The 13851-nt window shown below is 40.6% G+C and carries 15 protein-coding genes; 5 read left to right on the top strand and 10 right to left on the bottom strand.

Features of this window, described 5'->3' with window-relative positions; translation table 11 throughout:
• Nucleotides 1-248: 248 nt before the first annotated feature.
• From K7887_RS08490 to K7887_RS08480, 3 genes are read right to left on the bottom strand one after another with little or no spacing between them, the layout of a single operon-like run.
• Entirely contained in the window at nt 249-791 is a 543-nt protein-coding gene (locus K7887_RS08490; RefSeq protein WP_223493136.1) for a GNAT family N-acetyltransferase, read from the bottom strand.
• Nucleotides 792-798: 7 nt separating this feature from the next.
• Nucleotides 799-1137 (bottom strand): carboxylesterase family protein, encoded by a 339-nt coding sequence (locus K7887_RS08485; RefSeq protein ID WP_223493135.1) that lies wholly within the window; start codon nt 1135-1137, stop codon nt 799-801.
• Nucleotides 1138-1148: 11 nt separating this feature from the next.
• On the bottom strand, nt 1149-1655 hold the full coding sequence (locus K7887_RS08480; protein ID WP_223493134.1) for a GNAT family N-acetyltransferase: 507 nt from the start codon (nt 1653-1655) through the stop codon (nt 1149-1151).
• 191 nt (nt 1656-1846) lie between these two features.
• Here K7887_RS08480 and nagA point away from each other — a divergent pair, with 191 nt between their 5' ends.
• The 3 genes from nagA to K7887_RS08465 are packed head-to-tail and all read left to right on the top strand — an operon-like array spanning nt 1847 to nt 4524.
• Nucleotides 1847-3037 carry an N-acetylglucosamine-6-phosphate deacetylase gene (gene nagA / locus K7887_RS08475; protein WP_223493132.1) on the top strand — a complete coding sequence of 397 codons (1191 nt, stop codon included), beginning with the start codon at nt 1847-1849 and terminating at the stop codon, nt 3035-3037.
• 4 nt (nt 3038-3041) lie between these two features.
• Complete coding sequence (gene nagB, locus K7887_RS08470; RefSeq protein ID WP_223493131.1) at nt 3042-3779, top strand: glucosamine-6-phosphate deaminase; 738 nt, start codon at nt 3042-3044, stop codon at nt 3777-3779.
• Nucleotides 3780-3798: 19 nt separating this feature from the next.
• Nucleotides 3799-4524 (top strand): GntR family transcriptional regulator, encoded by a 726-nt coding sequence (locus K7887_RS08465; protein ID WP_223493130.1) that lies wholly within the window; start codon nt 3799-3801, stop codon nt 4522-4524.
• A gap of 51 nt (nt 4525-4575) precedes the next feature.
• On the opposite strand, the gene safA is transcribed toward K7887_RS08465, so the two are convergent.
• From safA to spoIIP, 7 genes are all read right to left on the bottom strand, one after another.
• Entirely contained in the window at nt 4576-5196 is a 621-nt protein-coding gene (safA, locus tag K7887_RS08460; protein ID WP_223493128.1) for a SafA/ExsA family spore coat assembly protein, read from the bottom strand.
• A gap of 136 nt (nt 5197-5332) precedes the next feature.
• Complete coding sequence (locus K7887_RS08455) at nt 5333-6076, bottom strand: threonine/serine exporter family protein (RefSeq protein WP_223493127.1); 744 nt, start codon at nt 6074-6076, stop codon at nt 5333-5335.
• Between the two features lie 12 nt (nt 6077-6088).
• Nucleotides 6089-6556, bottom strand: a complete 468-nt coding sequence (locus K7887_RS08450; RefSeq protein ID WP_223493126.1) for a threonine/serine exporter family protein — start codon at nt 6554-6556, stop codon at nt 6089-6091.
• A gap of 286 nt (nt 6557-6842) precedes the next feature.
• Complete coding sequence (locus K7887_RS08445) at nt 6843-7421, bottom strand: YdcF family protein (protein WP_223493125.1); 579 nt, start codon at nt 7419-7421, stop codon at nt 6843-6845.
• 342 nt (nt 7422-7763) lie between these two features.
• Complete coding sequence (locus tag K7887_RS08440; RefSeq protein WP_223493123.1) at nt 7764-8408, bottom strand: SDR family oxidoreductase; 645 nt, start codon at nt 8406-8408, stop codon at nt 7764-7766.
• Nucleotides 8409-8539: 131 nt separating this feature from the next.
• Nucleotides 8540-9376, bottom strand: a complete 837-nt coding sequence (locus tag K7887_RS08435) for a hypothetical protein (protein WP_223493122.1) — start codon at nt 9374-9376, stop codon at nt 8540-8542.
• 447 nt (nt 9377-9823) lie between these two features.
• Nucleotides 9824-11053 (bottom strand): stage II sporulation protein P, encoded by a 1230-nt coding sequence (gene spoIIP / locus K7887_RS08430; RefSeq protein WP_223493121.1) that lies wholly within the window; start codon nt 11051-11053, stop codon nt 9824-9826.
• A gap of 362 nt (nt 11054-11415) precedes the next feature.
• Between spoIIP and K7887_RS08425 the strand changes: the two genes are divergently transcribed.
• Nucleotides 11416-12618, top strand: coding sequence for a GTP-binding protein (locus tag K7887_RS08425; protein ID WP_223493610.1), 1203 nt, complete (start codon nt 11416-11418; stop codon nt 12616-12618).
• 76 nt (nt 12619-12694) lie between these two features.
• Nucleotides 12695-13840 (top strand): glycosyltransferase family 2 protein, encoded by a 1146-nt coding sequence (locus K7887_RS08420; protein ID WP_223493120.1) that lies wholly within the window; start codon nt 12695-12697, stop codon nt 13838-13840.
• Nucleotides 13841-13851 lie beyond the last annotated feature (11 nt).

Here is a 13851-nt window from a genome sequence, read left to right as displayed (position 1 = left end):
TAACTCGATAGCTTTATTGTCCTTAAGTTGAATGAAGTCACCTTGTTGATTGGAGTGGAAGGCGCGCAGACGTCCGCGGGAGGAAGGGACAGGTGAGACCCCGGAAGGCGAAGCCGGAGGAGGCTCACGGACCGCCCGCAGGCAAGCGAAGCGCCTGGAACGGAAATCAACGGATTAACAAGCTTTCTAAATCTTTTCAAAAAAAATACAGGCTGGAAAGTGTTTTTCCGACCTGTATTTCTATAACCTTATTTATTGATGTCTTCTCTAAGTATAGAAAAGACATTCGCGTCATGAAATTTTCCACCTTGATATAAGTATCCTCTTAAAAGACCCTCATGGGTAAATCCCACTTTTTCCAGAACCTTTCTCGATCCAACATTTTCAGGATAAACATTTGCTCCAATACGGTGGAAATTCATCCCTTCAAACCCGAACTGAACCAGTGCCTCTATCGCCTCTGTTGCATATCCTTTTCCCCAATAAGGAATATCTATTTCATACCCGATTTCTGCACGCTGATGCTTTTCCGATATTGCATGAAAACCACAAGTACCTATCAGCCTGTGGGTTTCCTTCTCCACGATTCCCCATCTATACAGGGAATTATAGTCATCCATAAAGTCTTTTATGAATTTATCCGCCTCTATTTTCGTTTGAAAAGGTTCCATACCATAGAATTTTGTCATCTCCGGTTGTGAAAAGTAAGAAAATATAGCATCTGAATCTCTTAATGTTAAACTCCTTAACTGAAGTCTTTCTGTTCTAAGCATTGGTACCGGCTTTAGCATGTTCACCCTACCCCTCTGTCATCTCTGCAACAATATATTGGTTTGTCCACATTTTCATCATAATGACAAGGCTCTCATCCCCTTTGGAAAAGAGAAAGGTAGAACCAAGTTGTTCTTCAAATACCCAGCCATTTTCTTCAACATGGGAAAATACATCCTGTAGTCCTGCACCTTCGTCCATTTTCGCCATGACTGTTGTGGATTCTTCTTCTGAGGAAAGTGTAACAACAGATGACCCTGTCAAGGCCAACCTTGCCGCTCCCCTTACCTCTTCATTAAATGCAAGTAGTGTTCCTGTTACTAGTAGTATGCCTGTGAAAATGACGAGCCCCCATTTCCATTTCATTCTACTTCCTCCTACTCTGCTATTCTTCTCCCCATAATCACCAAATCCCTTTTTACAGAATCAAGTTCCGCGACACCAGGGAGGTATCCCCACTTTTCAAATCCGTATTTTTCAAACAAACGTATACTTGGGACATTATGTGCAAAAATGAATGCCAATAGATTTTCTATCTGAAGAGCTGGACATTCTGCAATTGCTTTTTCTAAAATTTTTGCCCCTAGTCCTTTTCCTCTAATTTCTTCGCTAAGATAAATGCTTACCTCTGCTGTTGCCTGATAGGCCGGTCGCCCGTAGAAATTTTGAAAACTGATCCAGGCACAAATCTGATTATTAAGTTCCACTACCTTTAATGGTCTTTTTTTATTATGTTTATCAAACCATTCCTTTCTACTTTCCACCGTGACTGGAGAAGTATCAGCAGTCACCATCCTGCTTTCTATTGTGGAATTATAGATGGAAACTATTACGGGAAGATCTTCTATTGCAGCATCTCTTATATGAATGGATAAGTTATTCATGATGATTCACCTTTCTAGTATTCTATGCTTTTATTCTGTTAATAGTATATTATTTCATAAGAAAATTGGATAGATTAATTTTGGAATTTGCGTGATGATAGTTGTATATACCAATATTCAAATTGGTATATACAACTAGACATATTTTTGCTAAACTATACATATAATAAATAGGAAAAGGTGACTTTTACATGGCTTCTCAATCAAATTGTTATTCCCTCCTCTCCATGAACGTTGTTACGGAGGAGGAAGTAATTGAAAATGGATTTTTGATTATCAAAGAGGGGAAAATTGCTGAATTTGGTCCCTTAGAAAATTACATTAAAGATGAAAATTTGCCGGAAATCCATTTATCGGAAGACTTATTTGCTTCACCCGGCTTTATCGATATACACATCCACGGATTAAATGGGGCCGATGTTATGGATGCAAACAAGGATTGTATGAAGACCATGGCAACGACTCTACCAAAAGAAGGAACCACTAGTTTTTTAGCGACCACCATTACACAAGAAAAATCCGAACTAGAAAGAGCATTACAAAATGTGAATACCTTTGTTTCTAGTCAACATCAGAATCCTATTGGTAGCGAAGTATTAGGAGTGCATCTTGAAGGACCTTTTATCAATGAAAAACGTGCCGGTGCTCAGCCGCCTGCCTTTATTTTAGAGCCTTCAGTAGAAACTTTCCGTCATATGCAGTCAGTGTCTGGCAATCACATTAAATTGGTTACTCTGGCTCCTGAAGGGAAAAATGGTTTGGAACTGGTCAAGCACCTATCTGATACTGGAGTCATCGCCTCCATTGGGCATTCCGACGCTTTATATACTGAGGTTGTGGAAGCAATGGAAGCCGGTGCAGAGCATATTACTCATTTCTTTAATGGAATGCGCGGCAGTCATCACCGTGAACCAGGTGTTGCAGGTGCCGGCTTGGCACATCCTGAACTTTTTTTGGAAATGATTGCAGATGGCATCCATGTTCACCCTGCCATGGTAAAAGCAACATTTCTTGCTAAAGGAGTGGATAACATCCTATTGATAACCGATTCAATGAGAGCAAAATGGTTGGAAGATGGAGAGTATGAGCTTGGAGGCCAAAAAGTGACGGTAGAGAATCATACGGCGCTTCTTGAAGATGGAACCCTGGCTGGAAGTGTACTGAAAATGAAAGACGCCGTTAGGAACATGAGAAAATTCACTGATTGCACGATACAGGAAGCGATCCAAATGGCATCAGCCAATCCAGCCAAACGACTTCGTGTGTGGGATCGAAAAGGTAGCATCTCGATTGGCAAAGATGCAGATATTGTTATTTTGGATGAAGAAATGCAAGTGAAAATGACCTTCTGTAATGGGATTCTGTCGTATAAAGGAGAGTAAACGTATGGACATCATCACTACCCCTTCTTATGAAGCTTTAAGTAAAGAAGCAGCCTCTTATGTTTCAAGGAAAGTCCAAAAAAATCCTCACATTGTTCTCGGGCTCGCCACGGGAAGCACTCCTACTGGCATGTATGAACAATTAATAAAAGATCATATAACAAGCGGCACAAGCTACCAAAATGTAACCACCTTTAATCTGGATGAGTATGTGAGAATGAACAAAAAAAATCCAAACAGCTATTATGCATTCATGGAAAAACATCTTTTTCAGCACATAGATATTCAAAATGAATTAACGTTTATACCGGATGGAATGAGCACGGACCCACAAATGGAATGTAGCATATACGAGGAGAAATTAAGGAAGCATGGACCAATTGATCTTCAAATATTGGGCCTTGGAGCTAACGGACATATAGGGTTTAACGAGCCTGGCACTTCTTTTTCCAGCAGGACTCATATTGTGGAGTTGACGGATTCGACCAGAAAGGCTAATTCACGATTCTTCAAAGACATAGATGATGTTCCCACACATGCCATCACAATGGGAATCGCTTCTATTATGGAGGCAAAGGAAATTCTACTGCTCGTAGCCGGAGCCAACAAGAAAAAGGCATATGAGCAACTGTTGTATGGCGAGGTTTCCGAGGACTTTCCCGCTTCTATTTTAAAGAAGCATCCATGTGTGAAAATCTTGGCAGACCAATCTGTACTCGACACTTCCAGCATTATTGCTTGAAAGGAGCGAAATAGCCTAAATGATTGATAAAACTTCTCCTATTCCGATTTACTATCAATTGGAATCTTATATAAAAAACCAAATCGAAGCAGGATTCATCTTGCCAGGTAAAAACATCCCATCAGAACGAGAATATGCCGAGAGCTATGGAATCAGCCGGATGACAGTAAGGCAGGCTATCAATTCCCTTGTTAATGAAGGGCTTTTATACAGAAAAAAAGGAAGTGGCACGTTTGTCTCTGAAAAAAAGATCGAGCAGCCCCTTCAAGGTTTGACAAGCTTTACAGAAGATATGAAAAAACGCGGCATGACACCAACAAGTAAATTGATCCACTTTGAAGTCATTCCGGCAAACAGTTTTATCGCAAATGAACTGAAGATCAGTGAATATGCCCCTGTGTATGAAATAAAGAGGATCCGCCTTGCTGATGGCGAACCGATGGCCCTTGAAACAAACTACCTTTCTGCGAACTTGGTAAAAGGCCTCACAGAAGAAGAGGTCAAGGCCTCTATTTATTCCTATGTAGAAGAAAAGCTTGGTTTACGTATCACCCATGCGGAACAATTGATAGAATCAGTAAGAGCTTCAGAGGAACACGAAAAACTATTATTTATCGAGAAAGACCATCCCATGCTATATATTCAACGCAACACTTTTCTTCATGATGGAACACCCCTTGAACTAGTTAAATCCGTTTATAGAGGGGACCGTTATAAGTTTCAGATTAAAATGGAGAGAAATTAAAAACGAACATAGGAAAAGGCGGCACCCTCTCGGTGAGGTACCGCCTTTCGTTTATCTGGAGATGAACATTTGCGTCCAGTAATGACCATATTGGCCACCTTTCGCATAGCCCACTCCAATTTCCGTATATTGGCTGGATAAGATATTCTTTCTATGACCATCACTGTTCATCCAAGCATTCATGACCTCTTGTGGTGTTTGTTGCCCAGCAGCAATGTTTTCACCTGCTGATCGGTAAGAAATACCAAAGTTACGAATCATATCGAATGGAGATCCATATGTTGGTGACGTGTGGCTGAAATATCTTTTATCAATCATATCCTGAGATTTATATCTTGCAACTCTGGATAACTCCCAGTTTAGCTTCAAAGGCTTTAAACCATACTTAGCACGTTCCTGATTTACTAACTTAGCAACCTGCTCTTCTTGTGTTTGCCCCTCCCCTTTTTCTGGAATAGTAATTCTTTGACCTGGATAGATTAGGTCAGGGTTCTTGAGTGTGGAATTTGCTGTGATCAGTTCGGATACTCCAACCTGATATTTCACCGCGATCTTCCACATCGTATCACCGGATTGAACCGTGTGAGTAGTAGCTGCCAGAGCAGCTGTATTTCCACCTAAGACTAGTGCGACAACCGACAAAGTTATGAGGACTTTCTGTAAAGTTTTCATACTATTAATCTAATATGAATTCCGCTCATTGAAAACAAGTAATTATTGTAAAATAACGAAATATACTGTTAATTGCCCGTCATAACTGTAATGAGAAATATATTCCAACGCTTTGACGGGTGTAGTGGTTGTCAGGTCAGAGGAAAACAACCGCCACACCCGCTCCAATGGCAAAAGCTGTAAACAGCGCCTCCGCTCCTTTAGATAAACCAGAAACAAAATGCCCCACCATCAAGTCTCGGACAGCATTGGTGATAAGCAGGCCAGGAACCAATGGCATAACAGACCCAATGATTATTTTGTCTAGTTCCAACCCAAAACCAAAGGTAACCATCGCCAGTGAGACAAGACCTATTATCAAAGAAGCGAAAAACTCTGCAAAGAACTTAACCCTCGTGTAATGTTGTATCAGTAATAGACCGGAATACCCCAGCCCACCGGCTATCATCGCAGGAAGGAAATCCGTCCAAACTCCCTTGAACATAATCAGAAAAGAGCCACTTACAAAAGCCGCAGCGAGAATCTGATAGCTTATTGGAAAAAGGAGATGCGATTCTTCTAATTTGATTAATGATTGGTGAGCCGCTTGCACATTCAATTGCCCAGCAGCTATTTTACGAGAGATCTGATTGACTTGTGCCACCTTTTCTAAATCAGTGGTTCTAGAATTGATTCTTACTAGCCGTGTAGGATTGTCTCCTTGAAGCGAAACAATGATTCCCGTAGGAGTAACGAAACTGTGCGTTTCTGTGATACCGTACGATGCAGCAATCCTTGTCATCGTATCCTCCACCCGGTACGTTTCCGCTCCCCCTTCCATCATAATTCTTCCGGCAAGCAGGCAGACCTCCAGAATTTTCTCCGTTTCCCGTTCTGTCATTTCCTTTGTCACCTAACTCACCTCACGCTTAACATTATTAGTCGCCCGCTTTATGATATTCATGACTACCTGCATAATTACCTCAGCAAACACAAGCCCCATCGCAATGGCACCTGATATCATAAATGCCTTTGCCGCCAAGGGAATGGCAGCAAGATAATCATTTTCCGCAATTTGCCGCATCGTATTATATGCCAACCCACCAGGTACAAGCGGAATAATCCCTGCAACACTGAATATAATCATCGGCATCCTGAACCGCTTCGCCATAATATGACCCACAAGCGCCACCATAAATGCCCCAACAAACGAAGCCACCACCGGATCCACACCGGCATCAGCCAAAACTATGTAAAATATCCAGCCTATCATACCAACCGTACCGCAATGAATCAAAGCCCTTCTCGGTGCATTAAAAAGGACCCCGAACCCAGCAGCCGCTATGAAGCTGAACCCCAACTGTGAAAGAATATATAGCATGCTGTCACCTCTTATTTCTAGTACTGCTTATTATATAGGAAAGTGGAGATAGAAAAAACCTCCTTTTTGGGAGGAGGTTTTGGGGGTGGTGGTTGTGGTGGATGCAAGGATTCATTTGGGTCTATGACACGCGTTTTTTTGAAATAGGGCATTTTGTGTTTCATTAGGGCTCTATGACACGTATTTTCTTTGGATCTTTAGGATTTCGCGTTTCATTTGGACTCTATAGAACGCGTTTTCTCGGGACTTTATTGATTTTGCGTTCCATTGCTTATAACCATGCCTACTACTTATCTACCAACCAAGTCTTTGCCACAGCAAAATACTCCCGTGACCATAACTTGAAGATGGCTATTGTTGGAGTCTTCCCGGCAAGAGTATGTACTTCGGCAAAATCCAGTCTCTTCCCAATCACAGAAGCCCGGTACATGTGAAAATCATTGCTCACAATGGCAACGGAGGCACCGTCTTCCATTAGAGCTTTTGAAAAGGAGAGATTTTCGAAAGTGGTAGTCGATCGGTCTTCCAAAATGATTCTGTCCTCATCAATGCCATGTTCTACAAAGTATCTTCTCATTGCCTCAGCTTCCGTAATATCTTCTCCTGGCCCCTGCCCGCCTGATGCGATGACTTTAGTATTTGGATTCTCCTTAAGGTACTCAAGCGCGGCTTCCACCCTGAATAACAGTGCCTTCGTCATCACTTCCCCCTTCACCCGTGCTCCAAGGACTATCAGGTAATCCACATTTTTGGGAGGTTCCTGTTTGGCAGTCTGATAGATGAGAGAGTGTACGATGATGAGGTAGATTAGCAGCGGAACAATCGCGATTTTCGTCAACGTTTTTACTCGCTTTTTAGATATCATTTTTATTTTTCCTTATCTAGTATTGTTTGTCTATTACTATAACGGAATGGGAGGTGGTTTAGTTTCAAGAATATTTATTTTTGGTGATAAAAATGCAGAACAGATGATGTAAACAGTCGAAGTGGGCTTGGGAAATGTAGAAGGTCCTCCTTGAACGGTAGAAGGTGGATACTAAAGTGCAGAACCTAAAATTAAAAGGGAAAGTAGAATAGAAAGTTTAGCCAATATGGAGGATTTTTTCAAACTGCTCATATATTTCTGTAACGGAAAATAAAATCTGCATTTTGGAAAATAAATTAAAAAAACTGCCTCATCTACTGAGACAGTCTCGACTTTCCTAAATTAAATCTTACTCACAGCATCCTCTACACTATCTTCACCAGCCACAACATCAAATGCAGCGCCATACGTATTTTTAGCTCCTACTACTGCCATCAATACTTTCGCTACATCTTCCCTTGCGATAGACCCAGGTTCAATGTTGTCCCCGATTTTCACCTTGCCGGTACCTGATTCATTTACTAAGCCACCTGGTCGCACTATCGTGTAATTCAAGCCGCTAGCCATTAATACCTTATCCGCATAATGTTTCGCTACATAGTACGGACGAAGGTCGTCATTCCAATTTTCGCGATTGTCCGCTTGAAACGCGCTTACCATCACATAACGGGAAACGCCGGCTTTTTCAGCAGCTTCCACTGTTTTCGCCGCTCCATCCAAATCAATCAATAGCGTCATGTCTGATCCTGTACTTCCTCCAGAACCGGCTGTGAATACCACTGCATCGCTGCCTCTAAAAGCATTCGCTAAATCATCTACAGAACCTTCCAAATCAGCCAAGATCGATTCAATTCCATCTTTTGCAAAACTATCTGCTTGCTCTTCTTTACGCACCATTGCGATAGGAGTGTAGCCTTCCTCTTCTTTTAAGAAATGCACTAGCTGTTTCCCAATTTGGCCGTTCGCTCCAACAACTGTTACTTTCATTGATAACACTCTCCCTTTTCTTTTGTGTGCATTATGACAAATGCCTGAAATGATAGCAAATGAACTGCTCACGGATACTATTCCCTAAAAAATATGAAAAGCAACATGCTTTAGCACATGCTGCTTTTTATTTATAGAACGATATCTATTATTTCATTTATCCAAGCTTTATTAACGGGTACTCCTATTCTCTCAGCAAGAACACGGTGGACCCGGATAAACTCTTCTACCTGACTCCTCGCAATATGAAACAACATTTCTTCATCACGCTTTCCAATATCCCAGGAAACTAATTGATTCAACTGCTTCTCACTTAACGGACTCCTCGTCCCTTCAACCTTAGACCAATCCCCAAATGAATTAGGGACTTCCCCCATTTCCATATACCAACCAATAACAATGGAATAGCTTAGAGAATGGACCATTTGAAAGGCATAATTATACTCCCCGCGTTGAACACGGCGGTATACTTCATGCAGATATGCAAAGAACTTGCCTCGCCACACTTCAAATTCCTGCTCGGAAAAAAGATAAGTAAGTGACTGTGACTCGTCCCTTAACTTATGCACAAATCCAGATGGGTCATGCTCAATTAAGAGATGTTTTAAATAGACAGAAGGCTGCAAATCTGATTTACGATAATAAAAAGTATCCACTTTTATAAAAGAACGATAGTGAGCAATGGAGTAGGAGGCACCTGGAAAATCTTCAAAATATAAAACATCTCCCCAGTTTGTTGCTCGTTCTTTTTTCTTAGAACGATATGTCTCGTAAGCTTCATCTTTCACTACAACACGAAGGTCTAAATCAGAATAGTGATCCTCATTTCCTTTAGCAAGAGATCCTCCATAGAAGAAAGCTAGAATGTTAGAGTCTTGGATTAAGTCTTTGTAGATCGCCTCTCTTAACTTCTGCCTTTCTGTTGGTAAACAAGCATCTCTTAGTTCATGTTTAGTTAAAAATCCCACACATTATAAACCATCTCCTCATTAGTTGTAGGTTTCTTACTTCTACGAAAATATGTAAATTCCTTTAAAAGAGTGGGAGAATTGGCATAAATGTAGAACATTTAATTCAAAAAGTCGAACCTCGGCTGGGAAATGTAGAAGCTAGTCCGGGAAATGTAGAAGGTCAAAAATTAAATGTAGAAGGTCGTGATTAAATTGTAGAAGCTACCAGATTAACGTTAACCCTCCTTACAATTATCCTAAATTCTAAAAAAAGAGCAGAATAATTTCCCGCCCCTTCATTTCGCCATATAAAAATCCTCAAACAAAGAAATAGAAATTACAATTACACCTGCCAGAAATGAAGCCAAGGTAGCAATCCAGTGAAAATAATTAAACGAAATGACAATCGCTACAAACATAACCACTAACCAAAAAAATGCATATTTTATCCCACTCACTCCTTTATCAGAACTCTCCTGCTTCCCTTTCTTCCCAAACAATTTCACTATAGATATCTGCAAATGCCTTTATGGAATTACGCGCCTCTTCCAAGTTATTGTCCACCCCTCCAACTTCTAAAAGAATCGCACGGTTGGAAAGATCCTGATTATATAAGCCGTTGCCAGTAGACTTTCCTTTAGGAATGACTCCTCTGCTTAGACCCGGATACTTTTTCTCAATAGCATTATGAATTCGTTCTGCAAATTCTAGATTCTTTTCATATCCTTTATGAGCTGTCCCCACTACAAACAAGAGTCTCGCATAGCTTTTTCCATCAATCACTTCGGTTGTCTTTTCTTTTCGTAAAGCGTCACGATGAATGTCGATTAAATATTCCACTTCACTGTTAAAAGTCATGGCAGCTTCCACTGTTTCTCTAGAATATTGATAGGAGTGGTTGTAATTCCACCCTCTTGCAGCAAGGTCCTTCGGTACATTTCTTGTATCATGATTCGCTTTTATTCCTTTATCAGCAAGTTCTTTCTTAAGCATTTTCCCAACAGCTATAACATTAGCCTCAGGGTTATTACTCGTCGCATCATCCGGTTCACTGACTCCCCTTAAAAGCGGAAGGTAAGATTCCCAACTATGAGATTGATAGATATGCACAATTGTCTCATCCATAGATTTTTCTGGGGCAGGGGTCGGCTCCTCCTCTTTCTCATCGGCCAAAAGCATTTCCTCTGCAATCTCCCTCTCTTTCAAAAGCACTTCCATTGGGGCCACCGATTCAAATGGGATATCCGTATAGTCGGTTCCTTTCCCCGCAACATAAAACTGTGTATCATATGCAAAGAAGCCAGGAATTTCATTTCCCAAAAAACTTCTTATATCATAAGGTTTTAAATTGGTTGCCAGTTCAAATGTTAACTCCATGATTGGGAGCTTTGGAACTTCGACATCCTTTCCAGTCATATAGTGGTTTTGTGACTGAATAATGTTCAAATACAGTTCAGTTGACTGCACCTTCCTTAATATGTTCCCAACATACTCAGAGGAGAGCTTAGTAGATAAGACGCTAGTAATGGTGGAAATGACGATAAATAAGATCACCATGAATATTACGGTGTTATTAATGAATAGAAAAAAACCTGTTCGTTTTGTAGACTCTATCTTTCCCCCCTCCTTTCTATCTAATTTGTATGCTTTCTTGATAGAAATTAGAAGGTGAAAATAAAAAAGATGAACCCACATACTGGCTCATCCCCCTCACTTATCCCCTACTCTTGCAACCATCGCAGAAATTAGAAGCACTATTAAAATATTCCCTGCCACATGACACACACATGGATGGGCGAACGAATTTGCTGCCATAGATTTCATGGTGCTTTTTTAATGATAGATTCAAAAAATAGAAGAAAACAGCGACAAGTAAAGTAAAGCTTATAAAAAATACCCAAATCATCCCTAACACAACCTTTTAATTCTTTTTCTATATTCTACCATATCAAAATTCTAAGAACCATAAATTCTCTTTACATCACAACGATACTAAGATAGTATATAAATCGTAATGATTACTATTTATAAATTAAAGGAGATTTCCAAAAATGACGATAAGAAAAATACCTGTTACTGTTCTAAGCGGATATTTAGGAGCCGGTAAAACGACTCTTTTAAATCATGGACTACATAATAGAGATGGATTGAAAGTAGCGGTCATTGTGAATGACATGAGCGAAGTTAATATCGATGCTGGCTTGGTACGTCAAAGTGGGAGCCTGTCCCGCACTGATGAAAAGCTTGTGGAGATGTCAAACGGTTGTATATGTTGTACGCTTCGTGAAGATTTACTTGTAGAAGTGGAAAAACTGGCTACTGCAGGTGATATTGATTATATTTTGATAGAATCAACAGGGATAAGTGAACCGGTTCCGGTTGCTCAAACTTTTTCCTATATAGATGAAGAGCTTGGCATTGATTTAACCAAGTTTTGCAGACTGGATACGATGGTGACTGTTGTGGATGCGTATCGTTTCTGGCATGACTTTGAATCTGGAGACAGCCTTTTAGACAGAAAAGAGGCAATGAGTGAGGAAGATACAAGGGAAATAGCTGATTTATTAATTGATCAGATTGAGTTTTGTGATGTCCTTATTTTAAACAAATGCGATCTTGTATCAGAAGAAGAGCTTGAAAAGTTGGAGAAAGTTTTAAAAACACTCCAACCTGAGGCAACTATCATTAGAACTACCAATTCTAATGTTTCTTCTTCCTACATTTTGAACACAGGAAAATTTGATTTCGACAAAGCGAGTGCATCTGCAGGCTGGCTGAAAGAGCTTCAAGCAGGTCATCAACAACACACTCCGGAGACAGAAGAGTATGGTATTTCCTCGTTTGTTTATCATCGCAGACTGCCTTTTCATTCCGAGAGATTCAGTGAATGGTATGCGGCTCTTCCTGAAGAGGTGGTTCGGGCAAAAGGGATTGTCTGGTGTGCGACGAGAAATAATGTGGCACTGATGTTTTCCCAAGCTGGTCCATCGGTTCAGTTGCAGCCGGTATCCTATTGGGTTGCATCGCTTCCTAAACTGGAGCAAGAGGCGGTGATAAAGGAAAATCCACACTTGTTAGAAGAATGGGATCCTGAATTTGGCGATAGGATGACTAAACTTGTGCTAATTGGAGTGGAGATGGACCGCGGGGAGCTGACCAGAGAGCTGGACAGCTGTCTATTGACTCCTGAAGAATTCGATCAAGATTGGTCTGTTCTTCCTGATCCTTTTCCATGGACAGTTAACAAGCAAACGGTATAAGTTCAGAGAGCACCTCTTCAGGTGCTTTTTCTATTACCCTTCTGGTAAAATACAATAATCAACTACTGGAGGGTCCATGATGCTCTATTTAGCTTTATTTACCTTTCTTTTCTGGTTTGCTGTTTGGCTGGATGCGAAGATTGGTATGAAGAAGATTGCAAAACTAGAACTTGTAAAAGAAGATGAAAGTTTATATAGTAGAGGTCCCCTTCTTTCCATCATCGTTGCGGCCAAAGATGAGGAGAAGCATATTGAAGCAAGTCTTCAATCTCAATTTCAGCAAACCTATTCCAATATTGAATGGATTGTTGTGAACGACCGATCCACTGACCGGACTGGCACCATTATTGATCAATTGGCAAAAACTGAACCAAGGATGAAAAGTATTCATATTAAAGAACTTGAAAATGGTTGGCTTGGGAAGAATCATGCCTTGTATAAAGGCTACCTTCAAAGCAAAGGCGAGTATATCCTTTTTACCGACGCAGACATCATATTCCAAAAGGATACCGTCATAAAAGCAATGACCTACTTTCAGAATAAGAAACTCGACCATTTAACACTTGCGCCCAACCTAAAAGGAAGCAGTTTCTGGACGAATGCATTCGTCTCTTTCTTTCTGTTTGGTTTTGGTTACTTTAAAAGGCCCTGGAAATCAAATGATCCTAAAAGTAAATCTGCCATTGGGATTGGCGCTTTTAATCTTCTTTCAAGAAATGCCTACGAGGAAATCGGCACACATAGAAATATAAAAATGCGGCCAGATGATGACTTGATGCTGGGCAAACAGATCAAAGAAGCCGGAAAGAAGCAACACTTGGCGCTCGCGCTCACCCATTTGCAAGTAGAATGGTATCCTGACCTGCGTTCGGCTCTTATCGGCTTGGAAAAAAACACATTTGCAGGACTCTTTTACAGTTACTTCATGGTTTTGTTTGCTATATCTGGTTTATTTCTATCTCAACTCTTTCCTTTTATCGCTTTGTTTGTGACGACTGGAATCACTCAACTAATTTTCTTATTAAGCATCTTGATGCTATTTCTTGCCTACAACGTAACCGCAAACAAGATGGCGAAAGGAGCAAATATTTACCTAACCGTTTTTCCTATAACTGTTTTACTTTTCATCTACAGTATCGCCCGAGCAACCATCCTAACCCTCCACAGAGGCGGCATCATCTGGAGAGGAACCTTCTACTCCATCAAACAATTAAAAAAGTGACGGAATCCCCG

Source organism: Sutcliffiella horikoshii (assembly GCF_019931755.1).
In the GTDB taxonomy this organism is placed as follows: domain Bacteria; phylum Bacillota; class Bacilli; order Bacillales; family Bacillaceae_I; genus Sutcliffiella_A; species Sutcliffiella_A horikoshii_E.
Note: the sequence above shows the minus strand (reverse complement) of the source record. Positions and strands in the feature narration are given on the sequence as shown.

Coding starts and splice junctions, on each gene's coding strand:
- K7887_RS08490 (WP_223493136.1), bottom strand. CDS start 791: ATGCTAAAGCCGGTACCAATGCTTAGAACAGAAAGACTTCAGTTAAGG.
- K7887_RS08485 (WP_223493135.1), bottom strand. CDS start 1,137: ATGAAATGGAAATGGGGGCTCGTCATTTTCACAGGCATACTACTAGTA.
- K7887_RS08480 (WP_223493134.1), bottom strand. CDS start 1,655: ATGAATAACTTATCCATTCATATAAGAGATGCTGCAATAGAAGATCTT.
- nagA (WP_223493132.1), top strand. CDS start 1,847: ATGGCTTCTCAATCAAATTGTTATTCCCTCCTCTCCATGAACGTTGTT.
- nagB (WP_223493131.1), top strand. CDS start 3,042: ATGGACATCATCACTACCCCTTCTTATGAAGCTTTAAGTAAAGAAGCA.
- K7887_RS08465 (WP_223493130.1), top strand. CDS start 3,799: ATGATTGATAAAACTTCTCCTATTCCGATTTACTATCAATTGGAATCT.
- safA (WP_223493128.1), bottom strand. CDS start 5,196: ATGAAAACTTTACAGAAAGTCCTCATAACTTTGTCGGTTGTCGCACTA.
- K7887_RS08455 (WP_223493127.1), bottom strand. CDS start 6,076: ATGACAGAACGGGAAACGGAGAAAATTCTGGAGGTCTGCCTGCTTGCC.
- K7887_RS08450 (WP_223493126.1), bottom strand. CDS start 6,556: ATGCTATATATTCTTTCACAGTTGGGGTTCAGCTTCATAGCGGCTGCT.
- K7887_RS08445 (WP_223493125.1), bottom strand. CDS start 7,421: ATGATATCTAAAAAGCGAGTAAAAACGTTGACGAAAATCGCGATTGTT.
- K7887_RS08440 (WP_223493123.1), bottom strand. CDS start 8,408: ATGAAAGTAACAGTTGTTGGAGCGAACGGCCAAATTGGGAAACAGCTA.
- spoIIP (WP_223493121.1), bottom strand. CDS start 11,053: ATGTGGGTTCATCTTTTTTATTTTCACCTTCTAATTTCTATCAAGAAA.
- K7887_RS08420 (WP_223493120.1), top strand. CDS start 12,695: ATGATGCTCTATTTAGCTTTATTTACCTTTCTTTTCTGGTTTGCTGTT.